The 24,119-nt window shown below is 46.2% G+C and carries 19 protein-coding genes; 15 read left to right on the plus strand and 4 right to left on the minus strand.

Annotation, left to right across the window (positions count from 1 at the left end; genetic code table 11):
- The first annotated feature begins 1 nt into the window (after position 1).
- The 8 genes from carB (at position 2) to ACN08W_RS07655 (ending at position 10,489) form a co-directional block, all read left to right on the plus strand.
- Positions 2-3,334, plus strand: a complete 3,333-nt coding sequence (gene carB / locus ACN08W_RS07620; protein WP_419109174.1) for a carbamoyl-phosphate synthase large subunit — start codon at positions 2-4, stop codon at positions 3,332-3,334.
- Positions 3,327-4,175 (plus strand): orotidine-5'-phosphate decarboxylase, encoded by an 849-nt coding sequence (gene pyrF / locus ACN08W_RS07625; RefSeq protein WP_419109175.1) that lies wholly within the window; start codon positions 3,327-3,329, stop codon positions 4,173-4,175. The genes carB and pyrF overlap by 8 nt, the downstream gene beginning before the upstream one ends.
- Positions 4,176-4,409: 234 nt before the next feature.
- Positions 4,410-4,724 (plus strand): integration host factor, actinobacterial type, encoded by a 315-nt coding sequence (mihF, locus tag ACN08W_RS07630; protein WP_419103762.1) that lies wholly within the window; start codon positions 4,410-4,412, stop codon positions 4,722-4,724.
- A 12-nt stretch (positions 4,725-4,736) separates the two neighbouring features.
- Positions 4,737-5,315: a guanylate kinase gene (gene gmk, locus ACN08W_RS07635; protein ID WP_419109176.1), complete on the plus strand. Its 579-nt coding sequence runs from the start codon at positions 4,737-4,739 to the stop codon at positions 5,313-5,315.
- Positions 5,316-5,466: 151 nt separating this feature from the next.
- Complete coding sequence (gene rpoZ, locus ACN08W_RS07640; RefSeq protein ID WP_419107328.1) at positions 5,467-5,871, plus strand: DNA-directed RNA polymerase subunit omega; 405 nt, start codon at positions 5,467-5,469, stop codon at positions 5,869-5,871.
- Positions 5,872-5,902: 31 nt separating this feature from the next.
- Entirely contained in the window at positions 5,903-7,141 is a 1,239-nt protein-coding gene (gene coaBC, locus ACN08W_RS07645; RefSeq protein WP_419109177.1) for a bifunctional phosphopantothenoylcysteine decarboxylase/phosphopantothenate--cysteine ligase CoaBC, read from the plus strand.
- Between the two features lie 40 nt (positions 7,142-7,181).
- Complete coding sequence (gene metK, locus ACN08W_RS07650; RefSeq protein ID WP_419103766.1) at positions 7,182-8,384, plus strand: methionine adenosyltransferase; 1,203 nt, start codon at positions 7,182-7,184, stop codon at positions 8,382-8,384.
- Between the two features lie 14 nt (positions 8,385-8,398).
- Entirely contained in the window at positions 8,399-10,489 is a 2,091-nt protein-coding gene (locus ACN08W_RS07655) for a primosomal protein N' (RefSeq protein ID WP_419109178.1), read from the plus strand.
- Here ACN08W_RS07655 and ACN08W_RS07660 read toward each other — a convergent pair.
- The gene (locus ACN08W_RS07660) at positions 10,486-11,595 is read right to left on the minus strand and encodes a glycosyltransferase family 4 protein (RefSeq protein WP_419109179.1); all 1,110 of its coding nucleotides are present in this window, start codon (positions 11,593-11,595) and stop codon (positions 10,486-10,488) included. The genes ACN08W_RS07655 and ACN08W_RS07660 overlap by 4 nt on opposite strands.
- Complete coding sequence (locus ACN08W_RS07665) at positions 11,592-12,500, minus strand: alpha/beta fold hydrolase (RefSeq protein WP_419109180.1); 909 nt, start codon at positions 12,498-12,500, stop codon at positions 11,592-11,594. Before ACN08W_RS07665 ends, ACN08W_RS07660 begins: the two co-directional genes overlap by 4 nt.
- A gap of 170 nt (positions 12,501-12,670) precedes the next feature.
- Here ACN08W_RS07665 and leuS point away from each other — a divergent pair, with 170 nt between their 5' ends.
- The 5 genes from leuS to holA all read left to right on the plus strand — a co-directional run bounded on the left by leuS (position 12,671) and on the right by holA (position 19,659).
- Entirely contained in the window at positions 12,671-15,214 is a 2,544-nt protein-coding gene (leuS, locus tag ACN08W_RS07670; protein ID WP_419109188.1) for a leucine--tRNA ligase, read from the plus strand.
- Between the two features lie 78 nt (positions 15,215-15,292).
- Positions 15,293-16,198: a DegV family protein gene (locus ACN08W_RS07675; protein ID WP_419109181.1), complete on the plus strand. Its 906-nt coding sequence runs from the start codon at positions 15,293-15,295 to the stop codon at positions 16,196-16,198.
- Positions 16,199-16,307: 109 nt separating this feature from the next.
- Complete coding sequence (locus ACN08W_RS07680; protein WP_419109182.1) at positions 16,308-17,123, plus strand: helix-hairpin-helix domain-containing protein; 816 nt, start codon at positions 16,308-16,310, stop codon at positions 17,121-17,123.
- 257 nt (positions 17,124-17,380) lie between these two features.
- Positions 17,381-18,622 (plus strand): ComEC/Rec2 family competence protein, encoded by a 1,242-nt coding sequence (locus ACN08W_RS07685; protein ID WP_419109183.1) that lies wholly within the window; start codon positions 17,381-17,383, stop codon positions 18,620-18,622.
- 35 nt (positions 18,623-18,657) lie between these two features.
- On the plus strand, positions 18,658-19,659 hold the full coding sequence (gene holA, locus ACN08W_RS07690; RefSeq protein ID WP_419109184.1) for a DNA polymerase III subunit delta: 1,002 nt from the start codon (positions 18,658-18,660) through the stop codon (positions 19,657-19,659).
- Positions 19,660-19,768: 109 nt separating this feature from the next.
- Here holA and rpsT read toward each other — a convergent pair whose 3' ends face one another.
- A complete protein-coding gene (gene rpsT / locus ACN08W_RS07695) occupies positions 19,769-20,032 on the minus strand; it encodes a 30S ribosomal protein S20 (protein ID WP_419101688.1) in 264 nt (87 codons plus the stop codon).
- 198 nt (positions 20,033-20,230) lie between these two features.
- Positions 20,231-20,773, minus strand: coding sequence for a type II toxin-antitoxin system PemK/MazF family toxin (locus ACN08W_RS07700; RefSeq protein WP_419103774.1), 543 nt, complete (start codon positions 20,771-20,773; stop codon positions 20,231-20,233).
- Positions 20,774-20,943: 170 nt separating this feature from the next.
- On the opposite strand from ACN08W_RS07700, the gene lepA reads away from it, so the two are divergent.
- Both lepA and hemW read left to right on the plus strand, forming a co-directional pair.
- A complete protein-coding gene (gene lepA, locus ACN08W_RS07705) occupies positions 20,944-22,800 on the plus strand; it encodes a translation elongation factor 4 (RefSeq protein WP_419103775.1) in 1,857 nt (618 codons plus the stop codon).
- Positions 22,801-22,844: 44 nt separating this feature from the next.
- Positions 22,845-24,044, plus strand: coding sequence for a radical SAM family heme chaperone HemW (gene hemW / locus ACN08W_RS07710; RefSeq protein ID WP_419109189.1), 1,200 nt, complete (start codon positions 22,845-22,847; stop codon positions 24,042-24,044).
- Positions 24,045-24,119: the final 75 nt, after the last annotated feature.

Raw genomic sequence — 24,119 nt, forward strand, 5'->3', positions numbered from 1 at the left:
AATGCCACGTAGAAAAGACCTCAACTCTGTGCTCGTTATCGGTTCTGGCCCTATTGTGATCGGGCAGGCAGCCGAGTTCGATTATTCCGGCACTCAGGCGCTTCGAGTTCTCAAGGAAGAAGGAATCCGAGTGATTCTTGTGAACTCAAACCCTGCGACGATTATGACTGACCCAGAGTTTGCTGATGCAACATACATTGAACCAATCAGCGCAGAAGTTATTGAAAAAATTATTGAAAAAGAACGTCCTGACGCGATCTTGCCAACTCTTGGCGGGCAGACAGCCCTCAACGCCGCAATTGACCTTGACCGCCAAGGTGTTTTGGCAAAGTATCAGGTAGAGCTGATTGGTGCGAATATTGAAGCTATCAATCTTGGTGAAGACCGAGAAAAGTTCAAGGGTGTCGTAGAACGTGCTGGTGGTGAGTCTGCTCGCTCGGTCATCGTTCATAGCATGCCAGAAGCTTTGGCGGCAGCTGAAGAACTAGGTTACCCGATGGTGGTGCGCCCTTCCTTTACGATGGGCGGTTTAGGTTCTGGTATGGCCTATAACGAAGAAGACTTATACCGTATTGCCGGTGCTGGTATTCAGTACAGCCCTACAAGTGAGGTTCTTCTAGAAGAATCTATTCTTGGGTGGAAAGAATACGAGCTAGAAATGATGCGTGATAAGAACGATAACGTTGTTGTTATTTGTTCTATCGAGAATTTTGACCCAGTAGGCGTACACACTGGAGATTCCATTACTGTTGCACCAGCCTTAACCCTTACTGACCGTGAGTTCCAAAAACTCCGTGATATTTCTATTAACGTTATTCGTGAGGTGGGTGTTGATACGGGTGGATGTAATATCCAGTTTGCGGTGGATCCTCACAGCGGACGTATTATCGTCATTGAGATGAACCCTCGTGTGTCTCGTTCTTCTGCGTTGGCATCTAAAGCGACAGGGTTCCCTATCGCAAAGATTGCGACGAAGCTTTCATTGGGATACACCTTAGATGAAATCCCTAATGATATTACGCAGAAGACTCCGGCATCTTTTGAGCCAACCTTAGATTATGTTGTTGTTAAAGTTCCACGTTTTGCATTTGAGAAGTTTCCCGCAGCTGACCCCACGCTAACAACAACGATGAAATCGGTCGGTGAGGCGATGGCATTAGGCCGTAACTTTACGGAGGCTCTGCAAAAAGCAATGCGTTCTTTGGAGCAGAAGGGGGCAGAATTCAGTTTTGATATTTCTTCTGCAACCGAGGAAGACCTCGATCAGTTACGTCAGCTTTGTGCCCGTCCGACGGCAGAGCGTATCCACTATGTTCAACAAGCGTTAGCTCTTGGTCTTGGGGTTGAGGAGCTCTACCAGCTTACTGGTATTGACCCATGGTTCTTAGACCAGTTGGTGTTGCTCAATGAAGTAGCAGAGAATATTCGTGAGCATAAAAACCTTGATGAGCAGACTCTACGTCTGGCGAAGAGACATGGTTTTTCTGATGCGCAGATTGCACATATCGTGGGTTCCTCAGAGGAAGTTGTTCGAGGTATCCGTTATGCTTTGGGCATTCGTCCTGTTTTCAAAACGGTTGATACTTGTGCTGCAGAGTTTGAGGCTTTTACTCCGTATCATTATTCTTCTTACGATATGGAAGATGAGATTGCTCCTCATGAAAAGCCGTCTGTGATGATTTTGGGTTCTGGTCCTAACCGTATCGGTCAGGGTATTGAATTTGATTATTCGTGTGTTCATGCTTCATTGGTGTTGCGTGAAGCTGGGTATGAGACGGTGATGGTGAATTGCAATCCTGAGACTGTTTCAACCGATTACGATATTTCAACCCGTCTGTATTTTGAGCCTCTCACTCTTGAAAATGTTTTAGAGATTATTGATGCAGAACGTCGTACTGGTGGTCTTCTTGGGGTGTTCGTTCAGTTGGGTGGGCAGACTCCGTTGAAACTCGCTCAGGCGTTGAAAGAAGCCGGTGTGCCGATTCTTGGCACTTCACCTGAATCTATTGATTTAGCAGAAGACCGTGGTGAGTTCTCTCGAGTTCTTGAAGAAGCTGAACTGATTTCACCAAAGAATGGTACCGCTTTTACGTTTGAGAATGCTCGTCGTATTGCTGATGAGATTGGTTATCCGGTGTTGGTTCGTCCTTCCTATGTTTTGGGCGGTCGTGGCATGGAGATTGTGTATGAGCCTAAGCAATTGGCTCGTTATCTTGAGAACGCCACCGAGGTTTCGCCTTCACAACCTGCCTTGATTGATAAGTTCCTTGAAGACGCTATCGAAATTGATGTGGATGCCTTATACGATGGTGAGCAGCTTTATCTTGGCGGTGTGATGGAGCACATTGAAGAAGCTGGTATTCACTCTGGCGATTCAGCATGTACTTTACCTCCTATTACTTTGAGCCCTGACACTATTGCTCAAGTGAAGGAAGCGACGCTTAAGATTGCTCGTGGTGTCAACGTTCGTGGACTGATTAATATTCAGTTTGCGGTGCAATCTGATGTTTTGTATGTGATTGAGGCTAATCCTCGTGCTTCGCGTACGGTTCCTTTCGTGTCAAAGGCTACAGGCGTTCAGTTAGCTAAGGCAGCAGCGTTAATTGGTATGGGCAAGAGTATTGCTCAGCTACAGTCTGAAGGTGTTTTGCCGGTCACCATGGATGGAGCTTCTTTGCCTTCAGATACTGCTATTGCGGTTAAAGAAGCAGTGCTTCCTTTTAGTCGTTTCCGTACCCCTGAAGGCGTGGTCGTGGACTCGTTGCTAAGCCCTGAGATGCGCTCTACTGGTGAGGTGATGGGCTTACATCGACATTTTGATACGGCTTTTGCGAAGGCAGAGAGTGCTGCTGGAGGGGCGTTACCTGTTGAAGGCAAGGTTTTTGTTTCTATTGCTAATAGGGATAAGCGTCATGCGATTATTTATGTTCGTATGTTGCAAAGTCTTGGCTTTGAAATTATTTCTACTGGTGGTACGGCACAGGTGTTACGTCGTAATGGTGTTGATTCTGTGGTTGTTCCAAAGATTGCTGAAACTACAGCAGATGAGAAATCCATTGTTCAGATGATTATTGAGGGTGAAATTTCGTTGATTCTTAATACGCCTTCCGGTGGTGAGAATGCCCGTGGTGATGGGTATGAGATTCGTGCCGCAGCAACCTCTGTTGGTTGCCCTGTGATGACGACGGTATCGGAGTTTGGGGCGACAGTACAGGCTATTCAGGCGATGCGTGAGCACAGCTGGGATGTGATGACTTTACAAGAACATAGTGCTTCGTTAAAGGCTGAGCAGATGCGTCGTCTCAGTGAGTCTGAGGAGTTGGCTGATGCGTAATTCGTGTGTAGGTTTTGGCGATGTGCTGTTTCAGAAGATGGAGCAGTATGGGCCGTTATGTGTGGGTATTGATCCTCATCCTCAGCTTTTGCAGCAGTGGGGGTTGTCTGTTAGCGCTGATGGTGTAGAGCGTTTTTCGCAGTTAGTTCTTCAGGCATGTGCTGGAAAAGTTGCTGCCGTCAAACCACAGGTTGCTTTTTTTGAGAGCTATGGTTCAGCTGGTTTCTTGGCTTTAGAGCGTTGTATCAAACAGGCGCAGAGCCTGGGGCTGTTGGTGATATCTGATGCAAAGCGTGGAGATATTGGTTCTACGATGAGTGCTTATGCTCATACGTGGTTGGATGATTCTTCGTCTCTTGCAAGTGATGCGCTGACTCTTAGTCCATATCTTGGGTTTGGAAGTTTATCTCCGGCCTTGGAACTTTCTGAGTCTCAAGGACGTGGGGTTTTTGTTCTGGCGTTGACGTCTAATCCTGAGGGTAAGAGTGTCCAGCATCGTGGGGGAGAGCGTTCTGTTGCTGCTGAGGTGATTCGTTCTGCTCAGGAGAGAAATGCTGAGCAGTCGTGGCAACGGATGGGTTCTTGTGGTCTCGTTGTTGGTGCGACAGTGGCTGATGCTTTAGATGTACTATCGATTGATTTGTCTGGTTTTAACGGTCCGATTTTAGCTCCAGGGTATGGTGCTCAGGGTGCTACGGCTGAACAATTGTATGAGGTTTTTTCTGGTTGCCAATCGCAGGTTTTGGTGAATTCTAGCCGTGGGGTTTTGTCTCGGGGTCCGTCTGTTGAGGGGCTTATTGATGCGATTGAAAGTTCGCAAGAAAATCTCAAAATAATTTAAATGACAGAATATAATAATTCGTCGTTTATTAGGAGTGATTGGTCTAAATAATCTGACTTAATCTGAGTATCATCTAGTAGAAATATCCAGTAACGTCCCCTAAAGTGTTAGATTAATACACGTCAAAGGTGGTTTGTTCAGCACCTTGCATACCTTCGTATCGGGTGCTGAACAACCCACCAAAAGACAGGTTCGCAAATATAACACGTCACATTTACGCTAAGGGGAATTAGCATGGCACTCCGCCCACTCACCGAAGAAGAACGCGCAGCAGCTCGCGAAAAAGCTAAAGTTTCTCGCACCATTCGCGCTGAGGTCAAAGAATCTCTCAAAAAACGTGAAACAACTATCGCAGAAGTTCTCAAACGTGCTGATAATGAAGAAGCTGTGAGTAGACTAAAAGTAACAGATTTGCTAATGGCCCTTCCAAGCATTGGTGAGATTCGCGCTAACGCAATTCTTAAAGAACTCAATATCGCGCCGTCCCGCCGTTTACGCGGATTAGGTGTACACCAGCGACGCGCATTAATCGACTTCCTCGAACGCTAAAGGCGGTTTTCAATGACTGAGAGCACTACACCTCGACTCACTGTTTTAGCAGGACCTACCGCCGTAGGTAAAGGTACTGTTTCGCAGTATATTCGTGAGAATTATCCAGATGTATGGTTCTCAGTTTCAGCTACAACACGAGATCCGCGCCCTGGTGAAGAAGAAGGCGTACACTACTATTTCGTGTCCGATGAAGAATTCGATTCGATGGTAGAGAACCGCCAAATGCTTGAGTGGGCACAGGTTCATAATAAATATCGTTATGGAACCATGAAGAATATGGTCACTCGTGCTCTTGAGTCGGGAAAACACATCTTATTGGAGATTGATTTACAAGGTGCTCGTCAAGTGCGTAACAGTATGCCAGAAGCTCGACTTATTTTCCTCGCTCCACCAAGCTGGGAAGAACTTGTTCGACGCTTAGTTGGACGCGGTACAGAGTCTGCTGAAGAGCAACAACAACGTCTAGATACCGCAAAAATTGAGTTGGCTGCTGAACCCGAGTTTGATCATACGGTAGTTAACGACACCGTTGCACAAGCTGCTCAAGAGATTATTGAGCTTATGGGTCTGGAAAAAACCTCAGCATAAAACTTCTACGAGGGGTGAGAATCTTTGCACTGAAGATTCTCGCCCCTCATAATATTTTTTATCGTAGAGTGCAATTTATCGGGCTTTTAGATATACTTATTTTTTGTCTTAGGCAAGTTTCTCTCTACGAAGCTTGCTGGTTGTCAATCTTATGGGAGTATTCGTGGCTAACGCACACAATGAAGAAGGAATCATCAACCCTAGCGCAGATGAGCTACTTGAAAAAGCAGAGTCTAAGTATGGTCTGGTGATTTTTGGCGCTCGTCGTGCCCGCCAGATTAACGCATACTACTCTCAGATGCACGAAAACCTTTTCGACCACGTAGGTCCTCTCGTCGATAGTGAACCTAACGAGAAGTCACTTTCTGTTGCAATGCGCGAAATTAACGAAGGCCTAATTGAAGCTCGTCACGTTAACGAGGGAACCTTCGATGAAAACGGTGATCTCATCCCTGAGGAAGCTCCTTCAGCTTTCTTGACCGGAGGGTTCTACAGCGAAGAATACTCTGAATCAGCACCTATCGTAGAATACGTAGACGCCGAAGACTCCGAATAAGGTTTTCGGCTTCTGTCAAGAAGAGCGCACTATGCGTATAGTTATCGGCATCGGAGGAGGCATCGCGGCGTATAAAGCCACGTCCCTCCTTCGTCTTTTTTCAAAAGCAGGGCATGAAGTCATCGCTATGCCCACAGAAACTGCCCTAAACTTTGTGGGTAAAGCAACTTTTGAAGCTCTCAGCGGCAACCCTGTAGCAACTTCTGTTTTTGAGCGAGTACCTGAAGTAAACCATGTCAAGCAAGCAGAAGATGCTGACGGTATTGTGATTGCACCTGCTACAGCAGATCTTCTCTCACGGTTAGCTTCTGGTCGCGCTGATGATCTTCTTAGCGCAACAGTACTTACCACCCACGCCCCAGTGATTCTTGCTCCAGCAATGCATACCCAGATGTGGGAACATCCTGCAACCGTGCACAACGTCCGTAAACTTCGAGAATACGGTTACCACGTTATTGAACCAGCAATTGGACAGCTCACGGGAAAAGACTCAGGTATTGGCAGAATGCCAGAACCTGAAGATATTTTTGAACAAGCCCTCAATGTTCTCAACCGAAATGTTCCAGACGGTACAGGCAACCAACCCTTTACCGGAAAACACATTGTGATTACTGCAGGTGGAACTCGAGAGCCTTTAGACCCGGTACGTTTCTTAGGTAATCGCTCTTCTGGTAAACAAGGCGTAGCCTTGGCACGAGTAGCTCATTCTCTCGGTGCACGGGTTACTCTTATTGGTGCCCATCTACAAGTGCCCGTTCCCTCTACTGTAGAGCGCGTTGACGTTTCAACAACTGAAGAACTACGCCAAGCAGTTCATCACCATAGTGAGGGAGCGTATGCTCTCATCATGGCGGCTGCAGTTGCTGATTTTCGTCCAGCGCATTATGCAGAATACAAAATTAAGAAAACGGCGAATGACGACGAAGCCCCGACGATAGAGCTTGTCAGAAATCCTGATATTCTGCGTGAGATGGTTCAACGAAAAGAGCACTCTGATCCTCAAGCGCCGAAGATTATTGTTGGTTTTGCCGCCGAAACGGGTAGCCAAGAAAAGACTGTACTAGAGCTCGGTCGTGAAAAGCTACAAAGAAAAGGGTGCGACTATCTTGCAATCAATCAGGTAGGAAAGACACTTGGCTTTGGTACCGACACCAATACGGTGACGCTACTCTCACAAGATTTAGCTACTGCCGTTGAGGTGAGTGGCTCAAAAGAAGACGTTGCTCAAGCCTTATTACTCCATATAGCACAACATGTGCACAAAAATTAATATTTTTCTTTTATCCCGTCTAACTAAGTAGAGTAAATACGTGAATTCTCATCCTTCTCATCTTCGTTTATTTACCAGCGAGTCTGTTACTGAAGGTCACCCTGATAAAATTTGTGACCAGATTTCAGACGCAATTCTTGACGCTCTTCTCACCGAAGACCCTCATGCAAACGTGGCTGTTGAAACCATGGTAACCACCGGTCAAGTGCATGTTGCCGGCGAGGTCACAACCACGGGGTACGTCGATATTCCCTCTATCGTACGTAAGACCATCCTTGATATCGGATATAACTCTTCCACCCACGGTTTTGATGGTGAGTTCTGCGGTGTGTCGGTATCTATTGGTGAACAGTCTCCTGATATCAATGCTGGTGTTTATCATTCTCTAGAAACCCGTACCGGTTCTGAAGATGAACTAGACCGTCAAGGTGCTGGAGACCAAGGCATCATGTTTGGGTACGCATCAAACGAAACTGAAGTCCTCATGCCCGCGCCAATTTGGGTTGCACATCGATTGTCTGAACAGCTTACGGCTGTACGTAAAAATGGAACTCTTGAACGTTTACGCCCTGATGGAAAAACTCAAGTTACTCTCGGATATGACGGAAATACTCCCGTTTCAGTAGATACTGTTGTTGTGTCTACACAGCACACTAAAGACTATGATTTAGCTGAGCTTGAAGCTGATATCCGTCAACACGTCATTTCGCCGGTACTGCAAGATCTTGATTTTGACAGTTCTCAGGCCAAAATTATTATCAACCCTGCTGGACAGTTCGTTCAGGGCGGCCCAGTTGGCGACGCGGGACTTACCGGACGAAAAATTATTGTTGACACCTATGGGGGATTTGCCCGACATGGTGGAGGGGCGTTCTCCGGTAAGGATCCGTCAAAAGTTGATCGTTCTGCCGCATACGCTATGCGTTGGGTAGCAAAGAATGTTGTTGCTGCCGGGCTTGCTGATCGTGCAGAGGTTCAGGTTGCTTATGCAATTGGTAAAGCTTCTCCTGTCGGACTGTATGTTGAGACTTTTGGAACTGAAAAAGTGAATCCCGTCATCATTGAACAGGCTATTCGCGAAGTCTTTGATTTACGTCCTTTAGCTATTATTCGTGATTTGGAGCTTCGCCGCCCAATTTATGCGAAGACGGCAGCTCACGGGCATTTCGGCCGTGAAGAAGAAACTTTTACGTGGGAGAGAACAAACCGCGTAGAAGAACTACGCGCCGCAGCAAATCTCTAAATATACTAGGTTCTATGACGAACGTTTCTTCTGCAGGGTCCTTGCAAACAGATTTGTTTGCGGGGACCCTCAATATCACCAATATGCTGAGGCAAGAACATCCTCTTGCTCAGCAGTTCCCTGTTGCGCAGGTGATACTAGAAACAGACGTCCCGCATCTTGACCGCGCATTTGACTATTTAGTTCCTGAATCTTTAGCTGATAGCGCTCAACCGGGAGTAAAAGTCAAAGTTCAGTTCAACGGGCAGAACATGATGGGATACATTAAATCTCGTCAAGATAGCAGTGAATACGACGGCAGCATGCGATATATCGATCAGATTATTTCGCCTGTTTCTTTAGTATCGCCAGAGATTTTTCAACTGGCAGAAACTCTTGCTGATCGTTATGCAAATATTCTTCCACATGTTTTACGTTTAGCAATTCCAACACGAGTAGTTGGTGTGGAAGAGAAATTTCTTGCACAATCTCCAGAGTTCTTTCGTTCTCAAGCACCTTCTATCCATCTTAAAAAAGAACTCAACACTGCTCTTTTTGAGCCTTATGACGGGGGACTAGAATTCCTCGATGATACCAGTTCTGCTGTACCTACACGGGCAGTGATGAATACGTTGCCCACCGCCTCAGCAGCTTGGGAAGACATTCTTGCTGTTGCTCTAGTTAATACTATTGCATCGGGGCAAGGCGCTTTAGCTGTTGTCCCTGATAAAAAATCTTTAGAACGTTTGACCCACGCACTTTTAGAGTATGTAGATGAAGAGAGCTTTGTCCGTCTTACGGCGCACGATAAACCGTCAGAGCGGTATCGCTCTTTTCTTAAAGTACGTTCTGGTGAAGTTTCTTTAGTCATTGGCACACGTTCGGCAGCTTATGCTCCCGTTCATCGGCTCGGACTAGTTGTGTGTTGGGACGATGGCGATGCTAACCATATAGAACAACGTGCCCCATATTGTCATGTGCGTGATGTTTTGACGTTGAGAGCAATTCAAGAACAGTGTGCAGCTCTTTTTGCTAGTTATTGTCTCAGTAGTGAGTCTGCTCGATTAGTTCGCACACGATGGGCTAGTTTCTTGGGTGCCCATCGTGAGATAGTGCGTGCTCATGCTCCGCGGGTTGTACCGGTAGGAGATGACTATCAGCTAGCACGTGATCCTTTAGCGGCTAAGGCTCGTATTCCTCATCTTGCTTTTGAAACTGCTCGTGCAGCATTGAAAAGAGGCCCCGTATTAGTTCAAGTTGCGCGTTCTGGATATATTCCGTCGTTATCATGTCAGCGTTGTAGAATGCCAGTTCGGTGCCCAGAATGCCGTGGCAGTGTTTCAGTAACGTCTTCTGAATCTATACCAAATTGTACTTGGTGTGGGCGCCTTATCCAGCAATGGTGTTGCCCTGAATGTGGCTCTCAGTCGTGGCGAAGCAGCGCTAAAGGGGTTTTACGTACGGCAGAAGAACTAGGAAGGGCTTTCCCCGGCGTTCCGATTATTTCTTCAGGCGGAGATCATGTCCGCAGTTCGGTAGGTTCTTCTGCTGCACTTGTGATTGCAACATCTGGTGCAGAGCCTGTGGCAGAAGGTGGTTATAGTGCCGCTTTATTGCTTGATGCAGATTCGATGTTACACCGAGATTCTTTGCGTGCTCCAGAAGTTGCTTTGCGTTCTTGGTTCAACGCGTCTGCGTTGGTTCGGTCTGCTGCGGAGGGGGGCACCGTGATTTGTACGGCTTCTCAGTCGTGGGCTTTAGAATCTTTAGTTCGTTGGGATTCACCGGCTTTTGCGCTTCGAGAACTTTCAGAGCGTCAAGAGCTTTCTTTACCGCCTGCTGTCCGTACAGCAGCTATTACAGGTACTCAACGAGCGGTAGAGTCTTTTGTTTCTTCACTATCTTTACCGGATGAAGTAATTGTTCGTGGGCCTTTGGAAGTCTGCGACCATAGTCTTTACTGGTCTGAGGAAGATGAAGAGTCCAACCAGTATCGAACCATTCTTTTCTTTAGTTTTGGTATTGCTCCAGAAGTTACTCATCATCTACGAACGACGCGTGCTTCGCAGTCCATACGTCAAGCTGAGCCGGTACAGATTCGTTGCGATGGTCTTGATATTTTCTAGGTATTAGCTCGTGTCATATTGGTGGCGACGTTAAGAAGTTGTAGCGCTGATTCTTTCCAAGAAAATCGTTGTGCATCGCGTAGTCCTTCGCGAACCACCTGCTGATAGTGTGCGGTATTTTCTAAAGTTCTAATAGCTTGTACAAATGCTTGGGGGTCTTCTGGGTTGCAGTGTAATCCGTGAGGGGCAATTTCGTGGAATATATCGATATCGCTGATGACGACGGGGCATCCTTGTGCTTGAGCTTCAACAACAGGTAGTCCGTATCCTTCTGCTCGAGAGGCTGTGAGTAATGCGGTGCTTGTAGCTAAGAGTTGTTGATATTCTTCGTCACCGACTCCATGGCAAAACTCGATGTTATCGGTCACGTATTGGTGTAGTTCTTGCTGACGTTGTTCGCTGATACGAGAAAGCAACAATAGCCGGTACTCTGGTAAGTCTTTCATGGCTATCATGAGAGTTTCAACATTTTTATATTCCATAAAAGAGCCCATATAGAGGAGAGTTTTTTGACGGTGCGCGATACGGTCTTGGGCTTGTTCTTCGCTGACAATACTGCCGGTAGCAGCAGCATTAGGAATAATGTGTAAGGGTTTTTTGGTGAGGTGGTGTTGTCGAATCAGCTGGGCACTTGTCTGAGAAACGGTTGCCACAGCGTCGGCACGGTTGAGGAGCAAACGTTGTGGTGTGTAAGAGCGGTGGAAAAGTCTCCATCCCCATTGGATAGGACGCGGTAAAAAGCTTGGGGGAGTTGGGTGTTCGTAGTAGATGAGGTCGTGCAAGGTGAGGATTAGATGAAATTTTTTGCCCCAACTTCCAATAGTTTGCATGGGTGAGAAAACAACGTCTGGATGATATTTATTAAGTGTTCTTGCGATAAATGGCTCACGAATATTGGTGGGAGATGAGACGAGGATATAGTCCATATCAGGGAGCATTTTAAGCTGCCTGATGTCACTAATAGCCATGATAATCTCAAGGTCAGCGCAGAGGGGGTGCTGTTCATCGTGAAGTTTTTTGAGCGCTTCCAGTAACGATGCAGTGTAGCGACTAATACCATCGTGAAAGCCGTATCGGGTATAGCGGGCGTCAATAATGAGTCTCATGCGCTCTCTTCCATGATAAAACTCCGAATGAGTTGTGCAGCGTATCGGGGTGTCTCGTAATGAATCAGGTGACCAACTTCGGGGATAATGTCCATTTTCCCTCGACGTATTTTCTGGTACATCTCTTGTTGTGTTTCGAGTGTACCTAGGTCATCTTTTTCTGCAACTACCATGTGTACGGGAATGGGTACCTGAGCAATATATTCTGTGGCAGTGTGCTGTGTTGAGATTTGGTAGGCTTCATAGACACTTTGGGCGGATGCAAAAGAACCAAAATAGAGACGATGTTGAGTATTGATAAAAGATCGTAGGAGTGGATTCTTTGTTTTCATCATGATTTCGCTCATGACGCGTGTGATACTTTTTGAACGTAATAAAGGCAAGCCAAAGATTGGAGGAAGGTGCGCACCTAGCCAGTAATATCCTTGAACCGCGAGGGTGAGCAATTGAGCAGAGCTTTTGAGCGGATATTGGCTGATGGGGTTAATGAGCGATAGCTTTTTGATGTGTTGTGGGTAGGTGGATGCTGTATAGCTACAAATAATGGAACCGAAACTATGACCGACAAGGTAGATAGAGCGATGTTCATTGCTGAGTGTAAGTATTAGAGCATGTAGCCATTGTCCGTAAGCGTCTATGTTGTGTTGGTCAGAAGGGAAGGGTTCTGTTATGCCGAATCCTGGTAGGTCAGGGATAATAATGCGGTATTCAGACAGATATGAGCCGATAAGTTCTAGTCCGTGGTGGTCGCCTCTAAAACCGTGGATTAACAGTAGAGGTTCCCCTTCGGGGTTTCCGTATTCCCAGTACCAGGTAGATAGTCCATTGATGGTGAGGTGTTGGGCTGTCCCATGGGGGTAGGAGGTGGGAGGAACTTCAAAAATATTCTGTTCGGTTACACCCATGAGTACGATGTCGCTTTCTGGTTAGTATGCTCTTAAAATTCTTGTACCTTTAAGACTATGGCAACATTAACTGATGGGCTGGTCATCTATAAGGTGTTTTCACGATAGACTAAAGATAAATAAGTCTAAGAGCATTTAAAGTTTTGTCGCATGTGCATAACACACAGCACATTGAAGCTCATCGTACCGACGTTCAACAACCAAAGGAAATCGCTGTGTCAGCTGAGGTGAAAGCTACTAAAAACACGGAAAAGTCGTATGACTTCCGCGCTATTGAGCAAAAATGGCAGCCCTATTGGGAAGAAACTAAGATTTTTAACCTAACGGGTGATGAAAACCGAGAAAAACGGTATGTCCTCGATATGTTCCCCTATCCTTCTGGTGACCTTCATATGGGTCACGCAGAAGCTTTTGCTGTTGGCGATGTCACTTCTCGTTATTGGAAACAGAAGGGGTTTGAAGTATTTCACCCTATTGGTTGGGACTCTTTTGGTCTGCCAGCAGAAAATGCTGCTATCAAGAACAATACCCACCCACGTGAATGGACATATAAGAACATTGAGACTCAGGCTGAGTCTTTTAAACGCTACGGTATTATGGTGGACTGGAGCCGACGCATCCACACCTCAGACCCCGAATACTACCGTTGGACTCAATGGCTGTTCCAACAGTTTTATCGTAAAGGACTTGCCTATCGTAAGTTCTCACAGGTGAATTGGTGCCCCAAAGACCAGACTGTTCTCGCAAATGAGCAGGTCGTTGATGGCGCATGCGAACGTTGTAAATCTGAAGTCACCAAGAAGTCTCTAAATCAGTGGTATTTCAAGATTACTGATTATGCTCAAGAGCTTCTGGACGATATGGAACAAATCAGAGGTCATTGGCCAGATCGTGTTTTGGCAATGCAAAAAAACTGGATTGGGCGTTCTGAAGGTGCAGAGATTCGTTTTGATGTTGAAGCAGGCGGAGGAAAAGATAAAACCTCCATTACTGTTTTCAGCACTCGTCCAGATACTCTATACGGTGCGACCTTCTTCGTCGTTGCTGCAGATTCAGAGCTTGCTCTAGAAATCATTGCAGAAGACCAGAAAGAAGCCCTCGAAGAATACCGTGAAAAGATTAAAGCTTTTTCTGATATTGATCGTCAGTCTACAGAGAACGAGAAGAGTGGTATCTTTACCGGACGATACGCGTTTAACCCGCTAACCGGAGAGAAACTTCCTATTTGGGCTTCCGATTATGTTCTTGCAGATTATGGAACCGGCGCAATTATGGCTGTTCCAGCTCACGATCAGCGTGACCTCGAATTCGCGAAGGCCTTTGATCTTCCTATCGTAACGGTGGTAGATACTGGGGAAGAAGACCCAGCTATTTCAGGTGTTGCTACCACCGGCAACGGGAAACTTATCAATTCTGGTGAACTCACGGGACTTGATAAAACCGAAGCCATCAAGAAAGCTATCGAGATGATTGAGGCTGCTGGAACAGGTGAAGGTAAAGTTATTTACCGTCTACGTGACTGGTTGCTATCTCGTCAACGTTTCTGGGGCACTCCTATTCCTATTATTCATTGCGATGATTGTGGAGAAGTTCTTGTCCCTGAGGATCAGCTTCCTGTTCGTCTACCAGAAGACCTCAAGGGTGATGAACTCGCGCCTAAAGGTCAATCTCCTCTAGCAGCAGCCGAACAATGGAATACTGTAGACTGCCCACAATGTGGCAAGAGCGCTAAACGTGACTCTGACACGATGGATACCTTCGTGGATTCTTCGTGGTATTTCCTCCGTTACCTCTCACCAGATGAAGACCAAGCACCGTTCAACAAAGAAGCTGTCCAGCAGTGGGGCTCAGTTGATATGTATATCGGCGGTGTGGAGCACGCAATTTTACATCTACTATATGCTCGTTTCTTCACCAAGGTCATTCGCGATCTGGGCATGATTGATTTTGATGAGCCTTTTGCCTCTTTGATGAATCAAGGACAGGTCCTCAACCGTGGTAAAGCTATGTCTAAGTCTTTGGGTAATGGTGTGAACCTCGGTGAACAGCTCGATACTTTCGGTGTTGACGCTATTCGCACAACTATGGTTTTTGCCTCTCCACCAGAAGATGATATTGACTGGTCTGATGTATCTCCCGGTGGTGCACAGAAGTTCTTGGCTCGTGCATGGCGTATTGCCGCAGACGTTACTTCAGAACCTGGCGTCGATTATCAGAATGGAGATAAGAATCTGCGGTACTTTGTACACCGCACAGTTCGTGATGCTACCGAAAATATCGAAAGCGGTAAATTTAACGTCATGGTCGCAAAAACCATGGAATTGGTGAATGCGACACGTAAGGTCATTGACTCTGGTACGGGACCGGCTGATCCTGCAGTTCGCGAAGCAGCTGAAGTTATTGCTATTTTGCTTTCTTTGTATGCACCATATACCGCAGAAGATATGTGGCATATTCTAGGTCATGACGCTCCTGTACTGACTGCCGGTTGGCCACAGGTCGATGAGTCATTATTTGCTGATGAGATGGTGACTGCTATCGTACAGATTAAAGGTAAGGTCAAAGACCGTTTTGAGGTTTCTCCACAAATTAGTGAAGAAGAGCTAGAGCAAAAAGCCTTGAACTCGGAGACGATTCAACGTCTTATCGGCGATTCTCAGGTTGTTAAAGTGATTGTTCGAGCACCTAAACTCGTCAACATCGTAACCGCCTAGTAGAGTTATGTATGTGGGTGTGGAAGTATGACTTTCACACCCACATATGTTTTTAAGTTCTAGGGAGGTAGGAGAAGAATGGTGCGCCGTATTGCTGTTGTGACGGATTCCTCAGCTGCTTTAGATAAAAGTACTCTTCGTCATCTCGTAGATTCTGGCGGTTTTGCGATGATTCCCTTAGACGTCTTTATCGATGATCAGTTAGTTTCTGAGAAGTTTGTAAAGTCAGCTGAACCTTCTTTAGAAGAACAAGAAGCCGTAGTTCTTGCTCATGTTTTAGGGCAAAAAGTACATACCTCAGCTCCTTCTCCAGAACGTTTCCGGAGTGTCTATGAGAGTTTCGCAGCTCAAGGTTACGAGGCTATTCTTTCCCTACATCTGTCTCGACATCTTTCGAGCGCTTATTCTTTTGCTTGTACAGCTGCTACACATAGTCCAATCCCTGTGTATGTCGTTGATTCTCAGACTGTGGGTATGGCTCTAGGCCATGTTGTCTCATATCTGCACACGATGATTTCGCAAGGTTTCGATGCTGCTGAGTTATCTCAAGTAGCGGTGGAAATGCTTGAAAATACGGATATCTTTTTCTACGTGCCAACTCTTGACGCGTTACGCCGCGGTGGAAGAGTTCATCCAGCGCTTGCACGAGTAGGACAAATGTTGCAGATTCGTCCAGTAGGAACTATTCGTGAGGGGAAGCTGATGTATCTTCATCGTCCTCGTTCGTTGGAGCGAGCGCAGTCCCTGCTAGCAGAGGTGGTGTCTGAGCGTTCTGTCTGTAAAGGGGCTGAACAGTATCAGCTGGAGCAAGTAGCAACACCTTCTCCTCGTGGTCGTATTGTTGCTGTTCATTATTGTGCGCAGGAGTTGGAGGCCCGACGTTGGGCTTCTTCTTATCGTATTCATCCTGATTTTTTTACTCCGTTGCCGACGGTTCTTGCTGCTCATGCAGGGCTTGGGGCGTTGGCGGTTGTGGTGTATTAGTGATTCTCAGGGTGCACCATACCCTGTGCACGAGTAGATTAGAGTAGAGATTTATCCACATTTTTTCGTGAGATTGATGTTTTTTTGTGCGCTTTTTAGACTCAGGTCTATGAAAAGTTTTTCTGATGTGTCCTCTCAATATTTATCTTCTGATACGGATCAGTGTTCGTCAGATGATGCCCCTGCGTATCGTCTTTATCGTGCTCGTCATATTGATGGTAGGGAACGATCTGCGAGCTTATATGAGGATATAGGTGAGCCTGAGGTTGATAGTCAAGAGCGGTATAGGCATCGGGTGATACGCTGGAAGATACCATGGGCCGTTGCCATTTTTTTATGCATTGTTTTAGCGGTATGTAGTGTACTGGCGTTCTTTTCCTCTTCACCTCATGAGTCATCTATTGATGAAAAAGAAGTTTCTTCTTCTGAGGTGTATTCTTCTGTGGAGGAACCTTTAGCTAGTGTTCACTCTTCGGGGTCTGCTCCTTCTGTGTGGGTTCATGTTGTGGGTGCGGTGAAGTCTCCGGGACTTTATGAGCTTCCTGATCAAAGTCGTGTTGCTGATGCTATTTCAGCAGCGCAAGGACTGGTAGATGATGCCAATCCAGATTCTATTAATTTGGCGTCAAAGATAACGGATGGTCAGCAGGTACGTGTTCTTTTTCAGGGACAGGCCGTTGATGCTGTTCAAGGGGTTTCTCCGCAGAATCATCAAACAGGTGATGTTGTTGGTTCATTGGTTAATATTAATACTGCTTCTGCTCAGGAGTTAGAAACTCTTCCTCGGGTAGGTCCCGCGACGGCACAAAAAATTATTGAGTTTCGTCAGGCTCATGGAGGTTTTCGTGATGTTGATGAGTTAGAGAGTGTTTCGGGTATTGGTCCAGCACTTCTTGAACGTCTTCGGCCTTTAGTGCGAGTTTAATGATGGCGTCGACTGAACGTATTGTTTCTTCATATCATGATGTTCGTTTAGTTTTGGTTGCACTGTGTATCTGGGTTTATACGTTAATCAGCTATGCAGGTTTTGGGTTATCAGGTGATGTTCTTGTTGTATGCGGGGGCGTGGCATGTTGTGTTGTATGCGGGCTATTTCTTGTATCACCATATTTGAGGGTACTTTTCCCAGTATGTTTGACGCTGTGTAGTGTGTTTTTAGCGGTTTGCTGTCAGGGATTGAATTTGTCTGCCAGGGATATTACAAGTTCTGTTCATGTTCTTGAGCAAGTTGAGGGTGGTTCTACACGTTTTTGGGGGAGTGTCCAACGTTCTTCGCAGGTATCTTCTCATCGTTATGCTGTGTATTTTCATGCTGAAAAGGTTTTTGCCCCTTCTTTAAAGCAGCCTCAGGTGTTGAATCTTCCCCTGATGTTTTTCTCCTCAGAGCGCCTTGAGGAGGGGACTTTTGTGAAGGTTATTGGTGTTCCAGAAAGCTCTATATTTCAGTTTCGGTTAAATTCAGCTAAGGTGTATCCGTTATCGGAGCCTGTGTCTTCTCCTGTTAAAAGGGTTAAAGAACAGGTGGCACAGTATGCCTCAGGTACGGTAGGTGCTGCGGAGAGCGCATTGATTTTAGGGTTAGGGTATGGTGATGATAGCCAGCTTCCGTCTCAGAACCGGCAGGAGTTTCGAGTTTCGGGGTTAACACATCTAACCGCTGTATCTGGTGCAAATATTGCTTTTATTTTTGTATTGTTTTATCGATTTTTAACGTATTTTAGGGTTAGCCGTTCTTATGGTATTTTCTGCGCCTCTATGGTGACGTTCTTTTATGCTGGCGTTGTTGGTTGGGAAGATTCGGTACTGAGAGCGTGGGTGATGGGTACTCTCGGCGCTTATACCGTGTTACGGGGTAGCATAAAATACCCGTTGCATCTCTTGTCGTTGAGTGTCATTGTTCTATTAGTGTATTCTCCTGAGTTGGCGATGAGCGTAGGGTTTTCTCTTTCTGTCATCTCTTCAGGGGCGCTCATAGTATTTGCACCAGTTTTGGTAGATATTTTTTCGTCGTATTTTCCGTTATGGTTGTCGGAGCTTTTAGCGATTCCTTTAGCAGCTTCGTTATGGTGTGCACCAGTGCTTGTTCTTATGACGCAGACGATTACTCCGTATACGGTTCTTGCAAATATGCTTGCTAGTGTTTGTGTTCTTCCGCTAAGTGTTGTGGGGTTGTGTGTCTTATGTTGTTCGTGGTGTCAATGGTTTTGGATGGTTGATGTTTTGCTACAGGTAGGTTGGTATCCTGCCCATATATTAGTGTTGATTGCACGAGGTATTACACGTTTGCCGTTCAGTTCAATAGCGGTTCCTTCTGGTAGTCTGAGCGTGATAGTTGTGGCCGGTGTTGTTATGGTGCTAACTGGTATTTCATTTTGCGTGATGTTGTCCAAAGAAAAGTTCTTTAGGGTTTCTATGAGAAAATAGGGTTTATCTCTTGGTCGCGTTGAAAGGCACATCTTATGGCGAGGAAGTCTCGTTCGTCTTCTACTAGTTCTGCATTGTCGTGGCGTTCAGTTCAGTTGGCGCCAGTTACGTTGTTATGGGGTAGTGAAGAATATTTTATTTCGCGTGCAAAGACACGGATTCGTGCACAGTTTATGGAACGCTATCCAGAAGCTGATCGTGTAGAGATTTCTGCCAAGGATTATCGAAGAGGGGAACTTGCTGCGGCCTCTAGCCCATCGTTATTTAGTACCTCAAAGATTATTGAAGTAGATCAGCTTTCTTCGATGAGTGAGGATTTTCTTCATGATGTGATGGCTTATCTTCAACGTCCTGAGCAGCATATAGCTATGGTGTTGTCTCATAATGCTTCGAACAGCAGGGGGAAGAAGTTGGTTGATTTTTTCCGTTCCTCAGAGTCTTTTCCCTTCGTTGAGTGTAAACCGCTTAAGACAGATCGTGAGAAGTTAGAGTTTGTCTCTCAGGAGTTTAAAGATCATCGAAAAACTATCGATGCTAAAGCTATTCAGCTACTGGTGGCTGCTACTGGTGCTGATACCGCAGAGTTAGCTTCTGCGTGTTCTCAGCTGATGAGTGATGCGCCTGATGTTGTGACAGAAGAACTAGTCCATCAATATTATGGGGGAAGAACAGAGGTCACAGCGTTTAAAGTCTCTGATGCAGTGGTTTCTGGTAATAGTAGGTTAGCATTGACTCTTTTACGTCATGCTTTAGCAACAGGTGTTGACCCTATTCCTCTTGTTGGTGCTTTAGCTGCTCGTATGCGTCATATTGCTAAAGTTTATGGGAGCCGCGGGAATACTACCGTTCTAGCTTCAGAGTTGAAAATGGCGCCATGGCAGGTTGAACAAGCTCAACGCGATTCACGGCGTTTTTCGGAGCAAGATTTAGCGGAGATTTTTCGTGTTTTAGCAGAAGTTGATGCTCAGCTTAAAGGGGAGGGTACAGACCCCTTATTTGCTCTTGAAAAAGCGATTCTTACGATGAGTCGTTCATAGTGGTTCCAAAGGGACATAGATATGGGTAGTCCCCGGTAAGTTAACTTACCGGGGACTACCCATCACTTCGCTAATAGACAGTTACCGCCCCAAGGGACGATAAGTGAAATTAGGAAAGCTTATTTACTCGTACAGCAAGACCTGATTTCTTGTTAGCAGCGGTCTTCTTGTGAAGAACGCCCTTAGAAACAGCCTTGTCCAGTTTGCGACTTGCAAAACGAAGTGCAGCAGTTGCTTCTTCTACGTTCTGCGCCTCAACAGCTTCGTTAACCTTGCGGATAGCGGTCTTAAGCTCGGACTTGTAAGCGTTGTTACGAAGGCGAGCCTTCTCGTTGGTGAGGATGCGCTTTTTCTGGGACTTGATATTAGCCACGATTAAAACTTTCTTTTTGTCTAATTGGTCGGTGAGGGCTACGCTGATCGATCATCGACTGAGCGGCGTGGGGATGCCTATGGCAACCGATCAGCAGTGCCCGATGACCATCGGACACACATAGAAAACTCTAGCAGAAACTTACAGCAGAGTCAGCAGAGTTATTCCCCACAATTACCGTGTTGTTTGAGAATCCTCTCACGCACCACGGCGAGCTAGTGCCTGATGAATACGGTCAAAAGTCGCTTTATCCATCACGGCTCCCTCTCGACGCATATCTGCAGGACTTACCCGAATGATTCGATCGAGTTTCACTTCAGATGGGCGGCCACTTTTATCCCAAGACCCTGCCCCAATATCCATATAATTTCGGTCTCGGTGAGTTGAGTTTGTATGATCTTTACTCGTCAGCATCAAGGCCAGTAAATATTGTCCGTCTCGTCCAATAAGAAGAACAGGGCGGTCTTTTCCTTGAGTATGGTCTTCTTCATAGGGCACCCACGTCCACACCACTTCACCGGGGTCTGGCTCTCCGTCAAGGTGGGGAGAATATTCAAAATGTACAGGGCCACGATAATCACCAGGGTAGCGAGCTGCAAAATCTTCACGACGGGTTGTACCGCTATCGGAGCTTCTGCGGGGTGCAGAGTCCGCTGATCCTTGCTGAATTTTTTGGAACTCTCGGTATGCTCTTTGAGCAAGACTGATAATACGGCGCACCGTTGAAATATTAAACTTCATTCCCTTAACATAACTGTTTTGAGCATTATTGTCTGCTTGTTATCGAGATTACCGCCATTATCTTCACTGTTTACCACGTCTTAGACAGCAGAAAAACAGAAAACATGGGAAACTAGATACTTGATGATCACATTATTCGCAGGTTTCTGCGGCTGAAAGGAATGCCCTACGTGTCACCTCTAGCTGCCAACGCTCCCGTTCCCGCGGCAACGTCACCAGAAATTATCCGCAATTTCTGTATTATCGCTCATATTGATCACGGGAAATCTACGTTGGCTGACCGCATGCTTCAAGCGACCGGCGTTGTTACACCGCGCGACATGAAAGCGCAGTACCTTGACCGCATGGACATTGAACGCGAACGTGGAATCACCATTAAATCGCAGGCTGTGCGCATGCCGTGGGAGGTTGATGGTACAGCCTATGCTTTGAATATGATTGACACTCCTGGTCACGTTGACTTTACATATGAGGTCTCTCGTTCCTTAGCAGCATGCGAAGGCGCATTACTACTTGTTGATGCGGCTCAAGGAATTGAAGCTCAGACTCTCGCTAATCTATATTTAGCGATGGAAAATGAGCTAACCATTATTCCAGTCCTCAATAAAATTGATTTACCGGCGGCAATGCCTGACAAGTATGCTGAGGAGCTGGCAAATCTTATTGGTGTTGAACCAGAAGATGTCTTAAGAGTCTCTGGTAAAACCGGTGAAGGTGTGGAAGAACTCCTTGACCGCATTGTTGAGCTGATTCCTGCCCCTCAAGGCTCTGCTGAGGCACCGGCACGCGCCATGATTTTTGATTCGGTTTACGATTCTTACCGCGGCGTCGTCACCTATGTTCGTGTTGTGGACGGACAGCTAAGCCCTCGTCAAAAAATCAAGATGATGTCTACCGGCGCGGAACACGACTTATTAGAAATTGGTGTTATCTCTCCCGAACCTATTCCGTCGAAAGGTCTTGGAGTCGGGGAAGTTGGGTATCTTATTACCGGTGTGAAAGATGTACGCCAGTCTCGCGTTGGTGATACCGTTACGTCTTCTCATCATCCAGCAGAGGAATCTCTTGGAGGGTATGAAGATCCTAAACCGATGGTCTTTTCAGGGTTATTCCCTATCGACGGCTCTGACTATCCTGCCCTTCGAGACGCTCTCGACAAGCTGAAGCTCAATGACGCAGCATTAGTATATGAACCAGAGACCTCAGCTGCATTAGGTTTTGGTTTCCGTTGCGGATTCTTAGGTCTTCTGCACCTTGAAATTGTGCGTGAACGTCTAGAACGAGAATTTAACTTAGATCTCATCTCTACCGCACCTAACGTTATCTACGATGTGGTTGATGAGTCAGGAACTTCTCGACGAGTCACGAACCCTAGTGAGTTCCCTGAAGGAAAAGTCGCCCTCATCAAAGAGCCGATGGTTGCTTGTACTATCATTGCACCCAGTGAATTTATCGGCGCGATTATGGAACTTTGCCAGTCACGACGTGGCATTATGGGTGGAATGGATTATCTATCTCAAGATCGTGTTGAGCTACGATACCGTATCCCTCTTGCAGAAATTGTTTTTGACTTCTTCGACCAGCTCAAATCACGTACCCGTGGTTATGCTTCCCTTGACTGGAAATTTGATGGTGAAGAAGAAGCTGACTTGGTTAAGGTAGACATTCTCTTACAGGGCGAAAAAGTAGATGCTTTCTCTGCTATCACTCACCGTGATAAGGCATATTCTTATGGTGTGATGATGACAGGAAAACTACGTACTCTCATCCCTCGTCAACAATTCGAGGTGCCGATTCAAGCGGCTATTGGCTCTCGCATTATTGCTCGCGAGAATATTCGTGCTATCCGTAAGGATGTTCTCTCCAAATGCTATGGTGGCGATATTTCTCGTAAGCGTAAACTTTTGGAGAAACAAAAAGAGGGTAAGAAACGTATGAAGATGGTCGGTCGAGTAGAAGTTCCTCAAGAGGCTTTCATTGCGGCTCTATCATCAACTGAAGAAGCTAAGGACAAGTCTAAGAAGTGACCCCTCCGGCGCAGCCTTTAGGTATTCCTGCTCCTAGCGATGGGATGATACCCGCTGATTCTGCCGCAGCTAGTCAAGAACAAGAGTTTAGTCTGTACGTTCACGTACCTTTCTGCTCTATCCGATGTGGCTATTGTGACTTTAACACCTACGCTACTGAAGATTTTGGGCAAGGTGTCGGTTTAGCTACGTATGCAAACGACGCTATAGCAGAGTTAGACTTTGCTCAGCAGGTCTTGAAACGTTCTGGTGTTCCTGAACGAACTATGAATACGGTATTTTTTGGGGGAGGAACACCCACGAAATTACCCTCAGCAGATCTCGTCAGAATACTACATCATGCCATCGAACTTTTTGGGTTATCCCCAGATGCAGAGGTCACTACTGAAGCTAACCCTGACTCTGTATTAGAAAAAGATTTAAGCGTGCTTGCAGCTGGTGGATTCACACGCGTTTCGATTGGTATGCAGTCAGTTGTCCCTGAAGTTCTTTCAGTACTTGAACGAACCCATACTCCAGAGAATGTACCGAAAGTTGTTTCGTGGGCTTCTCAGGAGGAGTTACAGACTTCTGTTGATTTAATTTATGGTTCACCGGGGGAGACACTTGAACAGTGGAGACGTTCTGTAGAAGCTGCGATTAGTTACGAACCTGACCATATTTCTGCGTATTCGCTCATTGTTGAAGATGGCACAAAACTTGCTGCTCAGATTCGTCGCGGAAAGTATCATATGCCAGATGAAGATCTCATGGCAGATATGTATCTGTTAGCAGAAGAACTGCTTACAGAAGCGGGATACCATTGGTATGAAGTGTCAAACTATGCTAAGGCTCCACAGTATCGGAGTACTCATAACTATTCGTATTGGCGTAACCAAGATTGGTGGGGAATCGGTCCTGGAGCGCATTCTCATATTGCTGGTACACGCTGGTGGAATGTTAAACATCCCGTAACCTATGCGCATCGTCTTCGGCAAGGAGATTCACCGGCAGCAGCTCGTGAAATTCTTGATCACAAGACACAGTTTTTTGAAAAGGTGATGTTGGAGCTCCGTACTGTCGATGGTATCCCTTATGAGGTCTTAGCGAATATACACGGTACTGAAACTCTCGACCGGAAGCTTCGGTGGCTACAAAATCAGGGACTTATTGATGATGAGCAACTTAAACGCGGTGTTGTGGGGCTGACTCTTCAGGGACGTTTATTAGGTGATGCGGTCACCAGAGAACTGCTTCCAGAATAATTTTTTGCTTTCGAGGTGTTCTGATAAAACTGTGGGTGGTGTGCATCGCTTATAAGCGCGGTAATCGCACTCTCC

Source organism: Rothia sp. CCM 9419 (genome assembly GCF_048512815.1).
Lineage (GTDB): Bacteria > Actinomycetota > Actinomycetes > Actinomycetales > Micrococcaceae > Rothia.